General features: G+C 36.1%; 17 protein-coding genes. 2 read left to right on the forward strand and 15 right to left on the reverse strand.

The window, feature by feature from the left end; genetic code table 11:
- Positions 1-3: 3 nt before the first annotated feature.
- The 9 genes from ULVI_RS10140 to ULVI_RS10180 all read right to left on the reverse strand — a co-directional run bounded on the left by ULVI_RS10140 (position 4) and on the right by ULVI_RS10180 (position 9,786).
- Positions 4-2,490, reverse strand: a complete 2,487-nt coding sequence (locus ULVI_RS10140; RefSeq protein WP_068592387.1) for a PIG-L family deacetylase — start codon at positions 2,488-2,490, stop codon at positions 4-6.
- 113 nt (positions 2,491-2,603) lie between these two features.
- On the reverse strand, positions 2,604-4,448 hold the full coding sequence (locus ULVI_RS10145) for a PLP-dependent aminotransferase family protein (RefSeq protein ID WP_068592389.1): 1,845 nt from the start codon (positions 4,446-4,448) through the stop codon (positions 2,604-2,606).
- A gap of 103 nt (positions 4,449-4,551) precedes the next feature.
- Positions 4,552-5,112: a mechanosensitive ion channel family protein gene (locus ULVI_RS10150; protein ID WP_068592392.1), complete on the reverse strand. Its 561-nt coding sequence runs from the start codon at positions 5,110-5,112 to the stop codon at positions 4,552-4,554.
- A gap of 3 nt (positions 5,113-5,115) precedes the next feature.
- Positions 5,116-6,072 (reverse strand): septum formation inhibitor Maf, encoded by a 957-nt coding sequence (locus tag ULVI_RS10155; RefSeq protein WP_068592394.1) that lies wholly within the window; start codon positions 6,070-6,072, stop codon positions 5,116-5,118.
- A gap of 28 nt (positions 6,073-6,100) precedes the next feature.
- A complete protein-coding gene (locus ULVI_RS10160; protein ID WP_068592395.1) occupies positions 6,101-6,700 on the reverse strand; it encodes a Maf family nucleotide pyrophosphatase in 600 nt (199 codons plus the stop codon).
- Between the two features lie 159 nt (positions 6,701-6,859).
- A complete protein-coding gene (locus ULVI_RS10165; RefSeq protein ID WP_068592396.1) occupies positions 6,860-7,450 on the reverse strand; it encodes a GNAT family N-acetyltransferase in 591 nt (196 codons plus the stop codon).
- Positions 7,451-7,473: 23 nt separating this feature from the next.
- Complete coding sequence (locus ULVI_RS10170) at positions 7,474-8,385, reverse strand: geranylgeranylglycerol-phosphate geranylgeranyltransferase (protein ID WP_082830840.1); 912 nt, start codon at positions 8,383-8,385, stop codon at positions 7,474-7,476.
- Between the two features lie 33 nt (positions 8,386-8,418).
- The gene (locus ULVI_RS10175; protein WP_068592398.1) at positions 8,419-8,952 is read right to left on the reverse strand and encodes a KdsC family phosphatase; all 534 of its coding nucleotides are present in this window, start codon (positions 8,950-8,952) and stop codon (positions 8,419-8,421) included.
- Positions 8,953-9,015: 63 nt separating this feature from the next.
- Complete coding sequence (locus tag ULVI_RS10180; protein ID WP_241780975.1) at positions 9,016-9,786, reverse strand: Rossmann-like and DUF2520 domain-containing protein; 771 nt, start codon at positions 9,784-9,786, stop codon at positions 9,016-9,018.
- Positions 9,787-9,866: 80 nt separating this feature from the next.
- Between ULVI_RS10180 and ccsA the strand changes: the two genes are divergently transcribed.
- Positions 9,867-13,043, forward strand: a complete 3,177-nt coding sequence (ccsA, locus tag ULVI_RS10185; RefSeq protein WP_068592402.1) for a cytochrome c biogenesis protein — start codon at positions 9,867-9,869, stop codon at positions 13,041-13,043.
- A 94-nt stretch (positions 13,044-13,137) separates the two neighbouring features.
- Here the strand turns inward: ccsA and ULVI_RS10190 are convergent, their stop codons facing one another.
- Positions 13,138-14,415 carry a 7TM diverse intracellular signaling domain-containing protein gene (locus tag ULVI_RS10190; protein ID WP_068592404.1) on the reverse strand — a complete coding sequence of 426 codons (1,278 nt, stop codon included), beginning with the start codon at positions 14,413-14,415 and terminating at the stop codon, positions 13,138-13,140.
- 157 nt (positions 14,416-14,572) lie between these two features.
- A complete protein-coding gene (fumC, locus tag ULVI_RS10195) occupies positions 14,573-15,967 on the reverse strand; it encodes a class II fumarate hydratase (protein WP_068592411.1) in 1,395 nt (464 codons plus the stop codon).
- A 147-nt stretch (positions 15,968-16,114) separates the two neighbouring features.
- Between fumC and ULVI_RS15585 the strand changes: the two genes are divergently transcribed.
- Positions 16,115-16,285 carry a hypothetical protein gene (locus ULVI_RS15585; protein WP_197463501.1) on the forward strand — a complete coding sequence of 57 codons (171 nt, stop codon included), beginning with the start codon at positions 16,115-16,117 and terminating at the stop codon, positions 16,283-16,285.
- An 83-nt stretch (positions 16,286-16,368) separates the two neighbouring features.
- Here ULVI_RS15585 and ULVI_RS10200 read toward each other — a convergent pair whose 3' ends face one another.
- From ULVI_RS10200 to ULVI_RS10215, 4 genes are all read right to left on the reverse strand, one after another.
- Entirely contained in the window at positions 16,369-17,097 is a 729-nt protein-coding gene (locus ULVI_RS10200; RefSeq protein WP_068592412.1) for a hypothetical protein, read from the reverse strand.
- Positions 17,098-17,191: 94 nt separating this feature from the next.
- Entirely contained in the window at positions 17,192-19,699 is a 2,508-nt protein-coding gene (locus ULVI_RS10205) for an outer membrane beta-barrel family protein (RefSeq protein ID WP_068592414.1), read from the reverse strand.
- An 87-nt stretch (positions 19,700-19,786) separates the two neighbouring features.
- Positions 19,787-20,128 carry an arsenate reductase (glutaredoxin) gene (arsC, locus tag ULVI_RS10210; RefSeq protein ID WP_068592419.1) on the reverse strand — a complete coding sequence of 114 codons (342 nt, stop codon included), beginning with the start codon at positions 20,126-20,128 and terminating at the stop codon, positions 19,787-19,789.
- 32 nt (positions 20,129-20,160) lie between these two features.
- A complete protein-coding gene (locus ULVI_RS10215) occupies positions 20,161-20,637 on the reverse strand; it encodes a hypothetical protein (protein WP_068592421.1) in 477 nt (158 codons plus the stop codon).
- Positions 20,638-20,697 lie beyond the last annotated feature (60 nt).

Genomic DNA, 20,697 nt, shown 5'->3' on the forward strand with positions numbered 1-20,697 from the left:
CCATTAGTCTTCGATCGATAAAAGATTGGCAAATAAACGATAGGCTCCAGGAACTCCAGCGGGCAATTCTCTAAAGAAACTCAAGCCTGTATAAATGTAATGACCCTTTCCATATTTTGCTACAAGTAGTGATCCATCAGATTGCGGGTAACCTTTATCATGCATGCCTAAAATAGGTGTAAAAGCTTTGTCCCATTCGTTCGGGAAATAAAGTCCTCGTTCTTGTACCCACCCTTTAAAGTCGTTTTGAGTAATTTTGTTGGGGCTATTTAAAACAGGATGATTTGGTGCCAGTAATCGCACTTCGCTTGCTTCATCAGTCACGCGGTCGCGCGAAAGTTTTAAAGGGTAAGGCGCAAAATCTTCAGTAACTAAGCGATGGCTGGTATTGTATTGAAGCAATAGTGTACCACCATTTTTTACATAATTGTTTAAGATTTCTTGTTTAAAAGTTAGTTCGGGCACAGTGTTATATGCTCTAATCCCTACAACGATAGCATCGAATTTTTTTAGCGTCGCTTCAGATATTATAGAAGGAGCAATGGTAGTAACAGTATATCCAATTTGCTGAAGACTTTCAGGAATGGCATCACCAGCACCTTCAATATAACCAATTTGTTGTCCCTTTTTCTCAATGTTTAACCGTACCACTTTTGCTTCCGAAGGTAATAATACACTTTGATACGGCAGATGGTCGTAATCTATCGTGACCAATTCTTTATCGTAAAAAGCATCACCAACTCGAACTACCGGGCGAATAATACCCTCGCTCTGATCTTTAGGAGGTTGCACCTTAAAAAACACGGTTTGTGTTTCTCCTTGATTGGTTAATTTGAAGGTATGCTCTGCAGGAGTTACCGTCCATCCCGAAGGAGCTTGAAGGGTTACGGTTCCATTCATAGCGTCTTTACCAGAACGAACTTTAACAGGAATATTCTTGGCATCACCGGTCGCAAAAATTAAAACTTTTTCTTCGATTGACGTAGTCATGGCAGGAAGGATCTCCAGCGGTTTGTAAACCTCACCATCAACCGGATCATTAAATTTAAAAATAACTTCCTTCTTAATAGGGAGTGTCACATTATTTGCTTCTAGTTCGAACACAACGGTTTCTGAAGAAGGTGTTTCAGGGAGTCCAATAAGGTTTTTAGGAGCGGAATACATTCCCAATGTCCCTTTCTCATTCAGCCAATATGGAGTAGAAGTCGCCCTGTTCTCTGAAGTGATGGTTGCATTAAACTCTTTCTTTTCGTTGGGAGCAAGGGACTCATTTGGTGTAACAAGAATTTTTCCAGATACACTTTTAATGGTTCGTAAGGTTATCGGAGTAGTTCCACGGTTAATTGCCTCGAATGTTACTTTATAGGTTCCTTTGGGGTTGATTGTATTTGTTTCTGAAACTGCTTCGAGAAAGATTCCACCGCAATCTAAAATAAGTTGCTGCAGTTGTTTTAATTTAATGGAACGCCAATGGCTCTCTTCTGAAGCATCTAATAATTGATACGCCTTTACTAACTCTGGAAGCATTTGTGACGGATCTTTAAAATTAAAATTTAACTCTAAAGGTTTTAAAATGGTTTCGATAGCGTCACCATTGTCAATACGTTTCCAACTGGTATCAATACCTTCAAATAAATCATTATTCTCTGGAAAATCGCCTTTCAGAAATTCCAAAAATTCGGTATCTGATCCTCTAGAACCTGTGCTTCCGAAGCCTTGAGATTTGTGCATGCTACGACTTAATGAAGCTATTTCTCCATTAGATAGTCCTAGTGAGGCATAATAGTTTCCGGTTTCAACTTCGACAAGTTTTGATTTATCGGCAGCTTCAAATTTTTCTTTGCTTCCGTAGAACCACCAAGAGGTATTAAAGAATAATCTTTTTGGTTGCCAAGTTCCAAATTCGTTTGCTGTTTCAGGATATTTTGAAGTATCTCCTACAAGATCGAATGCCTCTACACTTAGCATAGCAGATGAAGTGTGATGCCCGTGTGTACTTCCAGGGCTTCTATGGTCAAACCGATTTACAATCACATCTGGTTTAAATTTACGGATGGCGCGAACTACATCGCTGAGTACTTCTTCTTTATTCCAGATCGCTAAAGTCTCGTCTGGGTGTTTTGAATAGCCAAAATCGTTGGCGCGGGTAAATAATTGCTGTCCGCCATCGGTACGACGTGCGGCAAGTAATTCTTGTGTACGAATAACTCCCAATAATTCTCTAATTTCTGGACCTACTAAATTTTGTCCTCCATCACCTCGGGTAAGCGAAAGGTATGCGGTACGTGCATGCACATCGTTCGCGAGATAGGAGATGAGTCGTGTGTTTTCATCATCTGGATGTGCTGCGATATAGAGTGCAGATCCAAGAAAATTGAGCGCCTGTAAATTATGATAAATTTCGGAAGCTGACGGTTTTTGGGGTTGTTGGGCTAGAAGGGTAAGCGAACAAAAGCAAATAGCAATGATCGAAGAAAAGAATGTGCGCATAAATATTTGTTGTAATCTATTCTGACTGAAATCAAAGATACCAAAATAGAAATCGAAATTGCTCTTAAATTTTAATCTAAATAAGAAGGGAGGTGTTAGCCTCCCTTTACCTATTAAATTTCTTCTACAAATTTTCGAAACACTTTTTTGTGGTGGTCTAAATCCATATTGCCAGACAACGATGCTCGTACAATGTAATCTTTATCCCCTTCTTTTGTGGTTCCTTGAGTAGATGTTGCCGGAATAGTCCAATAACAGCCTTTTAATTGCCCATAGCTTACACAAAATTTACTTTCTTTAGGAATTTCGGTAATCATTAGATTAATTAATCGAAGATTTAATGCTCTTTTATAGGTTTCTTTTTCTTCTTCGTTCGTTCCTTTGGTCGGTAGATCTAATGAAAAAACCGAAGGAGTGAAGCCCTGTTGGGCTAGTTCTTCAGAAACAAAATTAATTTTTGCTTCTGGTAAAGTTTCATGAATAAAGGTTACAAAGTCGCGAGTGTTTTTATACGCATCTTTTATTCGTTGATTCATAGAGGGCAACTGTTCCGAGAGAATGCTATATTGAAGTTCTGTGGCCTCGTTATCACAAAGATTGAGATGAAGTTCTATTTTTTCCATCAAATTCATTGTATTTTTATTTCCTACGCAATATCCAGCCGTGCATTTTCCTCCACTTGGAAATTTAGAACCACTAGCGTACGAAATGGCTCTTCCTTGAGCGAGCGTATTATTGCCCCCTAAAAAGTGTACGTTTGGACAAAATGTTTGATCCAATATAAATACTGGATCTATTGCAACCTCACCCGAAGCTGTTTTACGCTCTTTTTGTAAAACTTGTTTTAACATGTCGAGATCGGGAACTTCAACTCTTGGATTGGTTGGAATTTCTGCAATGATATAAGGTATTGCATCTATCGCAGCGATTTGATTTAATATGGCATCTATACTAGTAACCATATCGTTATCACCATCTACAGGGAGATCTACAATCTCTACCGCATCTATACAAGCTGCTATGCGTCGTGCTTGATCGTTGGTTCCTCCATAGCAATTTGGAGGAACGATAAATTTAATGGCCTTTCCTTTATGGTTTTCAAAGGCGTCATGAATAAGTCCCATCATTATCGCATACTGAATAGACAATCCGCTTGAAGCCACCAAAGGGTTAATTTTGGTTCCTGTGATATCTTTTAGTAATGTTAGGACGTTATTTTTAACATCTGCATGATTCGAATTAATTGAGATAACAGGGGATTTACTTAACAGAGATTGTAAAGCAATACCCGTGTCGGATGGTGTCATGGCGATAGTTTCTCTTCTTCGAACATGCTGAATATCTGCAATATAGTCTTTGTTCTTAGATCCATTTACGATCAAGATACTTCCTATTTGCTGGTGCAAACTAATTAGGAAATCGATATTAGAAGTAAGATTAAAAGTATCTAAGGTTTCATGCTGCGTTATATAAATAGAACTACCATTAAATTCGGGAATATCATTAATATGGTCTACTTTATTTAACTCGAAAGTGTATCCGTAAATTTGTTTTATAAGGTCAGCATCAAATTCCGTAGGGAGTTCTCCTGTATAATTAATCAGAGTATTTTTTCCAGCCAATAAATTAGTCCTTAAAATTGCCATCACAGGAATTGTCTTTGATGAAAAGCTAATTACTTGTTCTGGATCTACCTGCGTGAGTTTAGCGATAGTCCATTCTAGTACACTGGATAATGGGTGCCCTAAGCGAATGTAATCGTATGCGGTGGGTAATGCACTAAGCGCTGACGTTTCGGAATTATTGGCGGTATATAGTTTTTCAAATTCATCGAGAAATTGCGATTTTGCGAGTTCTTCGTTGTAAATGTCCAGACGGTGCGTGGTAAGGCGTAACCAGTCACTTGGCATTTTTTCTACTACTTCTTTTATGTAACTGAGCACTTTATTTTCTTCCATATCTTATTTTTATTAATAGGTCGATAACATACTGCAAAGAGAGGTATTTTAAAAGTATTGAAAGGGCGGTTTAAGAGAACATTAAGAACCTAATTTCTGGAAATTAATCCACAGCATCGTCTTTATGTAAATCTTCTTCTTCGGAATGAAATTCTGGGATTTCATCAGGTTTAAATACACTCATCCCTTTCTGAAGCGTCATACTATTTGGGTATGCAACGATTTCGTTTGTATTGGTTTTAATTATTAGATGGAACGTTTTAATATCTTCTATGGTTCCTTCGTAAGGAAATTCTTTGTCATGAATCTTTACGTAGTCTCCAATTTTATAAGGAAATGTAAAGAACATGATCACACCGCTAGTTATATTGCTTAGAATAGACCACTGCGCAAAAAAACCAATCCCTATTACCGCAAAAACAGAAGACATAACCAGCCCCAGATCTTTAAACTCTACACCCCAAATCATGAACAGTCCGAGAATAATTAGAAAGATCGTTGCAAAATCAATGTATTTTATAATAAGTCCGGTGCGATGTTCCAACCGTTCGAATTTTTGAGCGGCTCTTCTAGCAACGCGTATGAGTAACCAGCGAAGCATTAGAAAAACAGCAAAAACAATAAAAGATTTTACAAGCTGAACAGAATATACCTCTATAAACATATGTTAACTTTTTAAATTAAGAGAATCGCGAAGTACTATATCTTTATTAGAATTTTGTTGCCAATAAGGAGTTTTTATACGTTTCATTTTAATCGCAGTTGTTTTTAAGCGCGTAGTGTCGTTTGGGTTAATACCATTAGTTTCTTCCCAACGTTCGATCTCGTATGGAAATTTATTGTTAAAAGAGATGGATAGTTGTCGCTGTAATTCTGAATAATTTATTGTGAAATTGGTAATTGAATCTCCCTGTCTAAGTGCAGCGAAGGCCTTATAGGCTTTAAGCTCTTTGTGATACATTCGAGTAAAGTCGAAGGCAGGAATAACCGTTATATCACCAGTAGGAAGCTCTTCAGGGTTAATGCGAATGCGGTTCCAAAATTCATTTTCAAGCCATGTCTTCGGAAGTGTTTTTTCTTGGTCAGCTTCCCCCTCAAAATATGAATGCGTAATTATTTCGTATTGATCTCTATTGTTAAGTTGCATGTACGTTTGTCCACACCACTCTTGTACAGAAGTACTAATTTTAATTGCATGTTGTTCTTGTGTTAAGGGACTAAATGTACTTGACATAATTGAATAGGGATAAATACCCGTAAGAAAGTTTTTGGTTTTATTGACTTTTAATACTGGCATCGTAGTATCGTTAGACCGATTCGCTTTTACTTGAATATTGGGTAAAAAATCTTCCGTGACAAAAATTGTCATAGCAGTTCCTTCTCTAAGTTCACCATAACGTTCTATGGAAAGTTGATAGGAGGTGAGTTCTGCAGTACCAGAAAACCAATATTCTTTAAATTGTTGTGAAAGCATTCTTGAGTTAGAAGTTGCTTCAGAAGGGGTCTCTTTATTTATATGAGCTTGGTCTTTACTTCTTGACTTTTGTTTGGTTGTTTCAGAAGTGTCACACCCATAAAAAAGCAGGATGCTACTAACTGCTATAATTTTCAGAAATAAAGCCATATGTACGTCGTGATTTTCAGTAAAAATACTACAAAATCTTTCCGTCAGCAATGTCGAGCAGGGTTTTATAAACGAGATGAGTAGGAAGTCCCATGACGTTAAAATACGAACCTTCAATACGGTTTATACCGATGTAACCAATCCATTCTTGAATCCCATAGCTGCCTGCTTTATCGAACGGTTGATATGCAGTTAGATAGTAATCGATCTCAGCTTCGGTAAGAGGATTAAACCAGACTTTGGTCGTATCATTTATCAAATATTGTGATGTTTTACTGGTAAAACAGACCGAGGTAATAACTTCATGTAGGTCTCCACTAAGGTGTTGTAACATCTTCTTTGCATCCTCTTTGTCTACTGGCTTTCCAATCGCTTTTCCGTCTTTCCAAACAATGGTGTCGCTGGTGATAAGCACATCGTTATCTAAAAGATCTTGAAATGCCGAAGCTTTTAGTTTCGCCAAATAATCGGTGATTGCTGGTCCTTTTAACACCTTGGCAGGGAAGACTTCTTCTATTTCCCGTACATCTATAGTAAAATCGATATCTAAGTCGTGGAAAAAATTTTGTCGACGAGGGGAACCTGATGCCAAAATTATTTTGAGGTGTTGTAATTTTTCTTTCAGCATTTTTTAGTTATTTTGGTTATTCTTAAATAGTCTTTCAACTAAACTACAGTTTTATTTTCCGAAGATGTATTGGTCATTTTTAGGCAGAAGTATAAAGATGACAAATCATAAAGGAGTAAGAGGCAGGGTAGCCATGTAATCACATCGAAATGGATTTAATTATAACTTTTTTTGAAGATTAGTTTTTACATGTTTCTCCCACTCGCTTTTTAATATACTTAGTACGATACTGTCGCGTCTTCCATCGGGGGCGGTTGCGTTATTGCGTAAAACCCCTTCGACCGTGCAACCAATACTTTTCATAGCTGCAATACTTCGCGCATTGTTGTTATCAGCTCTAAACTCTACGCGTTCTAATTCGAGTACTTCAAAAGCGAATTCTAATAATAAAAATTTGCAATTGGGATTCAATCCAGTACGTTGAAACTCTTTTCCATACCAAGTATACCCTAAAGATGTAGTTTTATGATGGGTACTATAATCGTAGAATCGTGTGGTTCCAGCATAGGCTTTTTTATGTTTGTCGTACACAATAAAAGGATAAGAAGTTCCTGCCTCCCGAGCCTTTACTGCAACATCGATATAATGTTTAAGATTTTCTTTGCCACTAGCTTTTAATAGAGAATAGGTCCAGAGTTCGGGCTCATTACGAGAAAATTCTTTTAAACGATCGTAATCGCCTGTCACTAGAGGCCTTAATGATACTCGGTTGTTTTCTAAAATATAATCTCTGTTAAAGTCAATCGTCATATATTATGCTATTTTTTGATTGCCTACAAGATAAGAAACCCAAATAATAAAATAGAGCACATTCCCGAAAACATGATCCCTTTTAACCACAAAGAAAGTCGTGCAAAGTCTTTTTTAGTTTCTGCCGACCACGCCTTTATACTCGTGTATAATAAAGGTGCAACAACTAAGAAAAGCATATAAAATACGGCAAATTGATATTGATATAAGAACGTATACATAAAATAGATCACCATACTTATCGAAAGAGTGATTAGGGCAAATACAATATACCTTGTACGTTTTCTTCCAATAACAATTGGTAAAGTTTTATGTCCTGCATTTTTGTCCCCATTTATATCTTGAACATCTTTAACAATCTCACGAATAAAATTTAAACAGAAGGCAAATACCGCATAATACAAGATTACTTTAGAGGCATGTAATTGTGTTACAGAAATCCGACTTGTGATTGCAGGATAAACATCAAATAGAATGACAATTAATAAGCTAAAAGCTACCAGTAGGGATACTACCAAGTTTTTAAGTAGCAACATTCCTTTAAAATAGGTAGCATATAAATAGAGAAGTGCGGCGACTCCTATAAATATTGATGCGAATCCTGGACGTCCAATTACGTTCGAAGTATAAAATCCCATACCTACACCAGCAAGTGTGAGTAGAATGTATAGACGGTCTGCTGATTTTTCCGAAATATTACGACCTACAATCACACTTTGAGGTTTATTTATACGGTCGGCTTGCACATCGTAAATATCATTAATGCAATTTCCGGCTGCGGCAATGCATACCGATGCAAATACCAAAATAATAAATTGAGGAGTATCTAATGCGGTAGAAACCTCTAAAGGAATAAGTAACCCAAACTTGATCAATAGTTGAATTAACATGATCATGATGAGATTCGGGTAACGGATGAGGTTAAGATAACTCAATGTTTAAAAAGTCTGAGTTTTATAGAATAACTATTAATCATATTTCGCACTAATACCTGCTGGGCGAATCCATTTTCCTTGAACTTTTAATACCTGCTCAATTACATCACGAACACATCCTTTACCGCCATCCTTATGTGAGATGTATTTTGAAACTCCTTTAATTTCTGGAACAGCATCTTGTGGGCAAACAGGTAAACCAACCTGCTGCATCACTTCAAAATCGGGAATATCGTCCCCCATATACAATACATTTTCAGGCTTTAGATTATTCGATTTAAAATACGCTGCCAATACTTCTACTTTTTGATGGGCTCCTAAATGAATGTCTTTTATTCCCAGTCCGGCAAGACGAACACGAACCCCTTCATTAGATCCTCCCGATATAATGCAAACATTAAATCCTTTGTCCATTGCAGTTTTCAAGGCGAATCCATCTTTGGTATGCATGGTGCGATACATTTCTCCTTCAGTGGTGATCGAGATGGTACCATCGGTTAAAACACCATCCACATCGAAAACAAAAGTGGTAATGTGTTGCAAGTATTCTTTATAGCTTTTTTCCATGGGATGTATTAAAATAAGATTGGTATTTAAGTTTCATTGACATTTAACATACACAGCATTAAGTTATTTAAACTGCTCTTGTATCGATATAGTAAGCATCTTGTATAGCTCGATATAAGGACTGCCTTCTAGCAAATGTAAGTGATTTTCGATCGTTTTATGATCGTTTCTTTTTGCAGGTCCTGTTTGTGCTTCTGCGGGAGAAAGTGTTTTAATTTTTCGAGCCGTTTCAGCAATAAGAGGTTGCAATAGTTTAAAATCTAATTCGTGTTCTGTGAGAAGTTCTTCGGAAATGTGATACAAGTGATTCACAAAATTATTTACGAAGACTGCTGCTAGATGTACTTTCTCACGTGCTTCGGAAGAAACCTCTGTTACATTTTCTGAAAGTAAAGAGCCCAACTGATGGAGCAACTTAAGGTCTGAAGCATTTTCAGCTTCAATACAAATGGGAATGTTTGTAAAATTTACCGATTGTGTTTTTGTAAAAGTTTGAAGCGGATAAAAAACACCTCTCTTATTATGATTAGATAATGCTTTCAGGGAAACGCTTCCCGAGGTGTGAACTACGAGTCGATCCCGAAATGGTATCGTTTCAGAAAAGGAGGCAATGGCATCATCTGTAATGCCAACAATATAAATATCTGCTGATTTAATTTCTGAAAGTTGAGTCGTAAAATCAAAGCCTTTCCATTCCGAAGAAAACACCTGTGAATTTCTATTATATATTTGAAGCACATCAACATGATCGCTTTTCTGAAGCGAACGACAGAGTTGTTGATTAACATTTCCGAATCCTAAAAAAACCACCTTAATCATCAGGCTAAAATACACAAGAGTTTACGAATACAAAACAGACTTTTTAGTATTTAAAACGATTGTAATTCATTATTTTTGCACAAAAATTACCAGCTATGCAAAAGAAGTTAGCTTCCATTCTGTTCTCCACTCGTTTAACCGCAATTTTGTTCTTAGTATTTGCTGCCGCGATGGCCACGGGAACGCTAATGGATGCATCTTCCGACACTTCACCAACTCCATATTCTAGAGAAATGATCTACAATACTTGGTGGTTCGAAGCGATTATGGTTTTTTTCGTGATTAATTTTATTGGAAACATATTTCGTTTCCGACTTCATAAAAAAGAAAAGTGGTCCACACTTATTTTGCACCTCTCCTTTATTCTAATTTTAATTGGTGCTTTTGTTACACGTTATATTGGATATGAGGGAGTAATACATATCAGGGAAGGAGCTACCGAAAATGTGATGCTATCTGAGCAGGTGTATCTCAATGCATTTATAGATGGAGATTATGAGATAGACGGGGTTCCACAACGACGTAAGATCGCTCCCAAAAAATTGCGCCTTTCTGAACGACTTAATAACGACTTTTCTATTTCTACCGATTATAATAATGTCCCAGTAACCATTAGGTATAAGGATTTTATTAAAAATGCTGAAGAGGGGTTAATCATGACCGATGATGGTGAAGAGTATTTAAAAATTGTTGAGGCAGGTGATGGCAATCGCCACGACCATTGGATGAAACTTGGTGAGGTCGCCAATATTCATAATATTTTATTTGCAGTAAACAAGCCTACTCCAGGAGCCATTAATATTACCTACAAAGAAGATGGTAGTTATACTATTGAAGCTCCTTTTGATGGAGATTTTATGAGAATGGCAGACCAAATGCGAGGAACTGTTGTAAAAGATAGCGTACAACCCTTAATGCTGCGTTCTTTATATCAATTGGCGGGAATGTCGTTTGTTATTCCAGACCCAGTAACGAAAGGTAAAAATGGAATTGTGCGTGCTGCTAAAGAGAATCCATCGAATAAAGATGCACTTATTGTTGATGTAACCGTTGGTGAGGAGACAAAAACTGTAGAACTTTTAGGCGGTAAGGGAGTTTCTCCCGATCCTGTTGGTGCTGACTTTGGGTCTACAAAAGTATATTTAACATATGGTTCTAAAACATACGATTTGCCGTTTAGCATTACCCTCAATGATTTTATTGCTGAAAAGTATCCTGGTACCGAAAAAAGTTACAAATCATTTAAGAGTATCGTTACTGTTAATGAGTTGGAAGGAACGGGCACAAAAGATGAAGAGATCTATATGAATCATGTTTTAGACAGAGACGGATACCGGTTTTTCCAGTCGGGCTTCGATCCAGATGAGAAAGGTACGATCCTCTCAGTTAATCACGATAGAGTGGGAACATGGATCACTTATATTGGGTATTTCTTGTTGTATTTCGGGCTTATGGCAATTCTTTTCGACAAACGTTCCCGGTTTGGTACACTTGAGAAAACGTTGAATAAAATTAAAAAGAAAAAATCTGAACTTACACTGCTAGCAGCACTTATAGTTTCGGTATCCGGCTTTGCTCAAGATGCTAAAGAACACGACCACATTGGTATTACCGATAAAACTGTAGTAGATTCTATAATCAAAGCCAATGCGGTGAGTAAAGCTCATGCTGCTGAATTTGCTAAGTTGATCATTCAAGACAACGGTCGTATGAAACCGATCAATACCTTTGCTAGTGAATTACTTCGAAAAGTAAGTAAAAGCAATAGTTACGAAGGACTTGATGCGAATCAGGTATTTATTTCCATGACTGAAAATCCGCGTTTGTGGTCTCAGGTGCCAATTATTGCTTTAATGCGGGGTAACGATAGTATTAGGGATGTTGTGGGTGTTCCCGCAGAGACAAAACACATTGCCCTGCTGGATCTTTTCGATACCAAAGCGAATTATAAATTAGAGCCTTATCTGGAAGCTGCTACGAAGACCAATACTCCCAATCAATTTCAGAAAGATTTTGTGAAAGCTCATGAAAACTATTATTTATTAAATCAGGCACTCAGCGGAAGCATTTTAAAGATTTTTCCTCAGCCTAACGATGAGAACAATAAGTGGGTTTCGTATCCAGAACTTTCAGAAGCAGCGATAAAGGGTAAAGATTCACTTTTTACAAAGAATATACTTCCTACTTACTTTTTAGTATTGGCTGAAGCTCGAAAAACTGGAGATTACAGTAGGGCAGAAGAGGTGCTAGGTCTTATTACCGATTTTCAACATAAATACGGGAGTGAAATAATGCCGTCCGATACGAAAATAAAAGCTGAGATTATTTATAATAAGGTGGATATCTTTAATCGTTTGTATAAGTATTTCTCTGTGGTAGGGATTTTGATGTTTATTTTTATAGTTGTTCAGATCTTTCGGGAAGGAAAAGTAATGTATAGGTTGGTACAACTGTGTAAATATATTATTTGGTCGTTCTTTATCGCTATGACACTTGGTCTTGCGGCGCGTTGGTATATTAGTGGACATGCACCCTGGACCGATGCTTACGAATCGATCATCTATGTTGCATGGGCCACCACCTTTTTCGGACTCGCTTTTGGAAGAAAAAGTGATTTGACCATTGCCTCGACAGCATTTGTGGGAGCGATTGTATTGTGGGTTGCTAATCAGAATTGGTTAGACCCAGCTATTTCTACATTGGTGCCAGTACTGGACAGTTACTGGTTAATGATTCACGTTGCTGTAATTGTGGGGAGCTACGGACCTCTAACATTAGGTTTAATTTTAGGAGCGACCTCATTATTACTTATGATTTTGACTACAAAGGAGAACTTTGTTAAAATGGACTTGAATATAAAGGAACTTACCATTATTACCGAAATGGCTCTTACTGTTGGTTTGGTCATGCTTACTATTGGAAACTTTTTAGGAGGACAATGGGCAAATGAAAGTTGGGGACGCTATTGGGGTTGGGATCCTAAAGAGACTTGGGCACTAATTAGTATCATGATTTATGCATTTGTAATACACGCACGTTTGGTTCCAGGACTTCGCGGTAAGTGGCTCTTTAATGTCATGGCCATATTCGCGTATGCATCGATTATGATGACCTATTTTGGAGTTAACTTTTACCTTACCGGATTGCATTCTTACGCCAGCGGTGATGTTCCTGTTACTCCAACGTTCGTATATTATCTTATTGCATTTTTTGTACTGCTTAGTATCGTATCTTATTTTAGATATAAAAAATATTATATAAAAAAAGGATAGGTTTTAAAACCTATCCTTTTTCGCCATTTTAGTTGGGGATATTCGGGGGAGTTACAGGGGAAATTCTGTGTTCCTTTTAGATTACTGAAAGGAGTTAATTATAAATATAGTCAGGTTGAGCGTCAAGCATTCGGTAATCATCTTGAATGTGCTCACTAATTTCTAACTTATGGTAGAGCTCTACAATAAGTTCTTCAATATCTTTTTCGGTAGTTTTTAATTTACGGGCAATTTTGTGATTGTCTTTTCCTTCAGAAATGTACTGAAGTAGTTTTATTTCGAACCCGTCCAGATCGTATTGCATAATAAGATTTTCAAGGTATAGTTCTTTAATCATTTCCGCTGGCGTTGAACTATTTACAACTTCTTGCCTCTTTAAGAAAATTCGCATTTCAGTTTGTCGCAATTGCATTTCTTCTTTAATAGCACGCATTCGGTAAAGAATAGAATACGTAAGAATAAGCATTTCAACGATAGCTGCTGCTTTTAAATGAATAGATTGTGTATTTAAAAAAGAAACTCCCATGTTCTGAAGCACAAAATAATCGAATGCAAAGAGTAATGGGATACTATATGCAATTACAAAAAATTTGGGATAATTTTTTTTGCTGAAAAGCAATATTCCAGCAACAAAATAAACACCTAGCACTGCAAAAAGAATAGTATTGGCTGCAGTAATAAGAGAGGTATTCTTTAAAAACCAACCAAAGCATAATACAAGACCAGTAATTCCTAATGAGATGTGTGTAAGCCCCATTAATTTAGGTGAATAGTCTTTTAAATTTAAATACTTTGAAGCAAAAGTGGTGCTTGCCAAAGTTGCTAATAACAATAATGCAGATTGAATAATATTGTTTAGATGATTGTTTTCTAATAGTTCTGAAGGCACAAAAATACCGTCACTAAAAAAGAAAACAGCAGTAAATCCTAATAATGTTAAAGAATAATAGAGGTATAGTTTCTCTTCGAAAAGCAAGAAACAAACAAAGTTTAATAATATTACCATAAATGCAAAGCCATAATACATTCCTTTGCGAAAAGATACTTGGTTATCTAATGATGACAATGCCATCGAAGCAGTATTAGATTCTAACAAAAAAGAGTTTTCTGAAGCGACTAACTCATTTTCTAAAATGTTTAATGCAGGCTTTGTTTGTGTTTTCAAGCTTGTTACTTGATTTTTTTTAGACAGATTTAATTTGGTTGAAGCAGTTGCATTTTTTGCAGGTGCCTTTCTGTTAGATACAATTTCTTTGCTTTTTAAGACAGTTGATGCAGCAGAACTCTTTAATACAAAAGCATTTGCATTGAGAGAAGCACCTAACATTATCATTAAAAGACACAAAGCGAGGGGTAAAATTTGCAATCTCATAAATAGGTTTTTAATAGTTTGGGTAGGGCAATATAGTAAATAATTGCGCTTCACCCAATTTTTGTGTATTTAATCGATGAAATACACAAAAAAAATGCTGCTTTTTAAAGAACAGCATTATTATTTGTATTAAAAACGTCTATAATCGAGTTGATTTTTAATTTGAACCTACCATATCCTCTGGTTTTACCCATTCATCAAATTCAGCTTCAGTAAGATATCCTAAATTTACAGCCTCTTCTTTTAGTGTAGTTCCGTTTTTATGCGCCGTATTAGCAATTTCGGCTGCTTTATAATATCCAATTTTAGTGTTCAATGCAGTAACAAGCATTAATGAATTGTTTAATTGCCGCTTAATCACTTCAGTATTAGCCTCAATTCCCTTTGCACAATGCTCTTCAAAAGAACTGCAAGCATCTCCGATGAGTTGTGCAGATTGCAGAAAATTAGACGCCATTACGGGTTTAAAAACATTTAATTCATACTGTCCTTGCATTCCTCCAACAGCAATCGCCATATCATTCCCAATTACTTGAGCACAAACCATGGTTAAAGCTTCACATTGTGTAGGATTTACTTTTCCAGGCATTATAGAAGAACCAGGCTCGTTTGCGGGAATTGTAATTTCACCAATTCCACTTCTTGGACCACTCGCAAGCATGCGTATATCATTCGCAATTTTATTTAGAGAAACTGCTAACTGTTTTAGCGCACCATGTGACTCTACAATGGCATCGTGAGCTGCAAGCGCTTCAAATTTATTTTTAGCAGTTATAAAAGGAAGGTCTGTAAATTCTGAAATGTATTCAGCCACTTTAACATCATATCCCTTTGGGGTATTAATCCCAGTTCCAACCGCGGTACCGCCCAAAGCCAACTCAGCTAAATGAGGAAGTGTATTTTGTAAGGCTGCAAGACCATGTTCTAATTGAGAAACATAACCACTAAACTCTTGTCCTAAGGTTAGAGGAGTAGCATCCATTAAATGTGTTCGCCCAATTTTAACTACATTTTTAAATTGATCTGATTTTTCTTTTAATGTTTTATGTAAGGCAGTCACTCCAGGTATGGTAACCTCTACAAGTTTTTTGTAAGCAGCGATGTGCATTCCAGTAGGAAAAGTATCGTTTGAGGATTGAGATTTATTTACATCATCGTTTGGTTGCAATGTTTTCTCTCCTTCCCCGATAGTATGTCCAGCAAGTTGGTGTGCGCGATTGGCAACTACTTCATTAACATTCATATTACTTTGAGTTCCACTTCCAGTTTGCCAAATAACTAATGGAAATTGATTGTCATGCATCCCTGTGAGTATTTCATCACAAACAGCAGCAATAAGATCTCTTTTCTCTTCGGAAAGAACCCCTAATTCACAATTCGTGTAAGCGGCTGCTTTTTTTAAATAAGCAAATCCATAAACGATTTCCAATGGCATAGAGCCTGGAACGCCAATTTTAAAATTGTTGCGGGAACGTTCTGTTTGCGCTCCCCATAATTTGTCTGAAGGAACTTTAACTGCTCCCATTGTGTCTTTTTCTATTCTATATGCCATGATGAAATATGTATACTACAAAGGTACAAAATTGGAAACCCTTCTCAAGAAAACAATGTTTATTTCCTGTGGATAAATTGAAATTTTTATTGTTTTTTCTGAAAAAATCCTACTATCTTTGACACATCATTTAAAGACGCTTTACTTATGTTCGATTTTGACCAATATTTAGGATTTTTAGCTTTTTTAACCATTTTAACCATCGGTTTCTGGTTAATGATATTTTTGGTATCTATTATTCCTTATTGGATAGGTGGTGCATTATATGAAAATTGGAAGTTAAAGCGAGAAGCTAAGAAAAATGAAAAGAACGCCTAAACCAAGGTGTAATCTATTATTTGTATATAAAAAATTAAAAAGGAAACTCGATCGAGCTTCCTTTTTTTAATTGTATAGGTTTTCTATTTAATATAAATCTGACTAGTTAAGGTCGCACGTCCCCAGTTGTAATTCGGCCCTGTATTGTCCCACATGCTAAAGCGGTATTCATACGGATCATTACCCGATTCAACGTATTGCTCAATATAACCCTGTATTTCATAATTAAAAATTCGTTCTTCAGATGATGGAGCGAAAGTTTCAATATAAATATTGGAAATTGTATTCATATTGCTAATATTATTGTTTGAACCAGTTTCCTCTGAAACAAGAGTAACTTTTCTAGAACCTTCTTCCATTTCAACACCTTGCTTAATAAACCGTATTCCTACATATGTGGAAGGTGGATAGTTTTGAAGTGCCGTGCCCACAGGTACAGAATAATTAATAATTACCTTGGCTTCAACAAATGGGGGTATTACAACAATACTACTTAAGCCTAAATTTAAATTATCTACGGTTTCGTTTCCATTTAAAGTAAGTTCTACTGGATATTCAGCTATATCACCAATTACATCATATAAAAGGTAAGATTTAAATTTTGATACGAAACCGTCACTGTCTGTAGTAAGTAAGAAATTTCCTGATTTTGTAGGTAAGTCCTGTACTCGCATGGTACCATTTACATCTAATGTGGCTTTTGGCTCAAGAGTATTTATACCAACTTGAGCAAACGTAGATGCCGTGGACAGTACTAAAATTAGGGTATTTAAACCTATATTCTTACTAGCGGGGATAGTAAATTTAATCATCGGGGACGAATTTGCTAAATTTTTATAGTTGGCTAAACTAATAAAAATGAGGCAACTAGAAACAAATTCCTAAAAAAAATATTTTCAGTTTATTTTACCCCTCAAAATCTCCATCATCATCATTGCTATTTTGAGGATTACGCTGTCTTTGTTTTTTCTGATTAAAACGGTAGGTAAACGAAAGGTTAATTTGTCGTTGTCTCCACTGAAATTCACTATCACTCGTAAACGTATTTGTTTCAGTAAACGTACGTCTCTTTCTACTGTTTAAAAGATCGCTTACATTTAAGCCCAGCGTACCATTGTCGTTCATGATATCTTTACTAAAAGCTAAATTGACAGAAAGAATGCCTTCAGATTCAGATTGTGCTGTATTACTTGGTCCACGGTAGAAGGCTGTGGTTTGCCAATCTATTTTTGAAGGAAGCGTAACCTTGGCACTTCCTCGTGCAAACCAACTTGAATTTTCGGTTCCGTAATCAACACCATTAAAAGAACCTTCAGACTTAAAATTAAAATAATTAAAACTTCCGTTGAGGCGCAACCATTTTGCAGGATTGTACAAGATACCTGCTTCCACTCCGTAACGATCGTTTGTAGATAGGTTAAAAGGAATGGTACGAATAATTGGAACACCATTCGGAGTTACATTTCCAGTATCTTCTTGAACTCGTTCGAAAGAGTCGGTTTCATGTTGGTAATATATAGAACCCGTCAATGTAAGATTCGAAGACCATCTCTTAAGGTATCCAATATCGAAAGCATTAGAATAAGCAGGATCTAAGTTAGGGTTACCCTGAAAAATATTTGTTTCACTCGATCGAGATGGAAATGGGTTGATAAAAAATCCACGTGGACGGTTTATTCTACGGTTATATCCTAGGGTGATATTTTCGTTTTCTTTTAATTCAAACGTTAAATTTATTGTTGGGAACAATCCAAGATAATTTTTATCGAAGTTTAGGGCAACATCATCGGTTTCTGTAATAACTAGATCATCAGCCTCTACATTTCCTTTTAATTGTGTGTTTTCAAGTCGTAGTCCTAATAAAAAAGAGAATTTCCCAAATTTATTTCCATACTGTGAATACAGAGCATTTACATTTTCTTGGTAAGTAAATTTATTGCTTAAACTGTCATTTCGCATAAAATTTCCAGAAACTCCGTTTTCTTCTAAAAGTTCATAATCTACAATCGATTTTTCAAAATTACCTCGATATCCTGCTTCAAACTGAGCATTTTCACCAATGGGGCGAACATAATCAATTTGTGCTAAATATTCATTTTGCTCTTCTTTGGTAGTAATATCTTCTGCAGGAAATATTTCATTATTTGGAAAAATATTACGCTCATCAATATAAGAGCGCTGGGTTTCATTATCATTTTCATACTGAAGATCTGCAGTTAATTTATGCCCTTCATCATTAAAATTGTTGGCATAGTTTAAAGAAAATTGATAGCTGGTATCTTCTTCCGTTTCAGTTTCTGTGCGTATTCTGTTAAAAGTAAGGAAGTCTAAATTGTCTAGTTCTTTCGAATCGTTAACTGTAACGTCTTCATCATCTCCAAGTCTAAAGAAAACACTTCCGGTGATTGATGAATTTTCAGTTAAAAAATATTCCAATCCAAGGTTTGTATTAAATCCTTGTCGTTCCCTATCGTATTCGCGGTCTTCAATAATTCTTCTAACTGTTGGAGCAATTACTGTTTGTTCCCCAGTAATAGGGTCTGTAACAATTCTATCTTTGTAAGTATTATCAAAAAAAGCATTTCCAGGAGCATTGCTATAGCGAAAACCAGTGGTATTAAAAAGATTGAACTTGTCTGTTCGAAGGTTTACGTTTGCTGAAATATTACTGTTTAATGGCGCTCCAATTGTTGTTTGTACCGACCCGTTTAAGCCAAGGGTTTTCTCTTTCCGAAGTATAATATTTAAAATACCAGCAGTTCCTTCAGCGTCATATCTAGCAGAAGGAGAGGTGATTACCTCTACACGTTCGATAGCGTCTGCAGGTAATTGTCGAAGTGCATCTGTAGAGCCAAAACCAGCGATGGCAGATGGCTTTCCATTAATTAAAATTCGCACATTTTCATTACCACGTAAACTAATTGCTCCTTCAACATCTACCGTTACAGAGGGGACGTTATTTAAAGCATCACTTACAGTCGCTCCAGCGGTAGTAAGGTCTTTACCAATGTTGTAAATCTTTTTATCAAGACGAATTTGTACTTCGGTCGTTTCGGCACGTACTACAACTTCATCCAGACTAGCTGCATCTAGTGCTAAAGAAACGGCGGGCAGAGTTATATTTTTTGTAAGACGCTGCTGGGTTAGATTTTTTGTTTGATAAGAAATAAAGTCAAACTGAATTCTATATAAACCTTTTGGAACTTCAATGGAGTAGTTTCCATCACCATCTGAAATACCACCAGTAACTAATTCGTTTTGAGGATTAAAAAATGATACAGTAGCATACTCTAAAGGATAATTAGTACCCTCTTCTAGGATTTCTCCTTTTACGGTTATAGTTTCGTTTTCAGTTCTTTGGGCTAATGTGGTCATAGAGACCATAAATAGTAGAAAAAGGGAGGTAAGTCGCATATATTGGTTTTAGAACATATGACTGCGAAATTACCATTGGGTTTAGTCTGTTTATGCTAAAATTCTGTTAAATGAAAAACCCAATTATTAAAGGATATCTAGCACTTTTTCAGGAGGACGTCCAATAACGGCTTTCGTGCCTTTTATAACAATCGGACGTTCAATAAGTTTTGGGTTTTCGAGCATGATCTCAATTAATTCGTCATCGCTAAACGATTTACCTTTAAATTCTTCTTTCCAGATAGCCTCTCCTTTTCGAACCAACTCGATGGGTGTCATGTCTAAAAGTTCCAAGATATTTTTTAATTCTGTTTTTGAAGGTGTTGTTTCTAAGTACTTTACAATTTCGATGGTTTCCCCTTTTTCTTCCAATAATTGAAGCGTTTGTCTTGATTTGCTGCAACGAGGATTATGATATATTGTAATCATGTTTGTAATTTTTAAAATAATGTATTTAAAATTTAATTTCTTAATTCTTCAATTTCTATGGTATAATCGTACTGAAGATCTTCATGCAGTTTTTCAATTTTCTTATCAATAAAATCTAGTTGTCGATCGTAGAGGTTTTTCAGGGTTGTATTTCGTTGTATAGAAGGTTTAAAACTTTTTAACTGCTCACAGAAATAGAGAAGGAGTTCTACTTCGGTTTCCTTTTTTTGTGAATACCGAATGTATTTTTTGGTTTCCCGAAGCACTTTTCGAACACTTTTCTTAATATAGTAAAAGTTTGTGTGGGTAATATTCTGAAAGTGTGTATCTATTTCATTTTTAACACTTTGAATATATGTTTCTTCATCTGAAGCTTCAAACAAAAGATAGGTGAGTAATTCTTTGTTTTCTTTTTTAAATTTAGATAGACGCAAACATAATTGCTGGACTTCTTCCGTAGAACGAAACTTTAGTTCTTTTTTTATTTCGGTTACGGTAGCTGTTTTCAATAGAAATTATTTGAAATTTAAATGTACAAAAAGGACTTGAATTTATGGTAAATACAGAAT

The sequence above is a fragment of the Cochleicola gelatinilyticus genome, assembly GCF_001637325.1.
Lineage (GTDB): Bacteria > Bacteroidota > Bacteroidia > Flavobacteriales > Flavobacteriaceae > Cochleicola > Cochleicola gelatinilyticus.